The sequence below is a fragment of the Vibrio sp. 10N.222.49.C9 genome (assembly GCF_041474985.1).
Taxonomy (GTDB): domain Bacteria; phylum Pseudomonadota; class Gammaproteobacteria; order Enterobacterales; family Vibrionaceae; genus Vibrio; species Vibrio crassostreae_C.
Genome location: NZ_JBFRVD010000820.1, coordinates 1 through 361, shown reverse-complemented (window position 1 = coordinate 361; position 361 = coordinate 1). Strand labels below are relative to the sequence as shown.

The 361-nt window shown below is 47.1% G+C and carries 1 pseudogene; it reads right to left on the bottom strand.

What is annotated here, in order from left to right:
- Positions 1-361, bottom strand: a pseudogene (locus AB4585_RS25765) (amidohydrolase family protein); the annotation flags it as partial.

The following is a 361-nucleotide window of genomic DNA, read 5'->3' as shown; positions in this document are numbered from 1 at the left end:
TCTTCATGTTTGGAATGTAGTTTTTAAAGGTTTCAGTGGCCGATTTAGCCTTTCTGAAGCTAGACGGTACATTTTTGATGGCAGGGATATCCATTAGCCCTGGGTCAAATGCCGTTAAGTTAGTCGTGATGTAGGCACCTTTATCATTCATTACCTCTGCAATATCACAGTCGAAAGTAAAGCCGTGCTCAATTGACATTACACCGGCATCAAGTGCACCAAGAATCGCTTCCTTACGGTATGAGTGAGCCATTACATAACTGCCGTAGCTATCTGCAACCCCAACGGCTGCCGCAAGTTCTTCTGGGGAACCAGCGAGTAATTGCCACGGGTCAAACGCGGATACTACGCCCCCTGACTG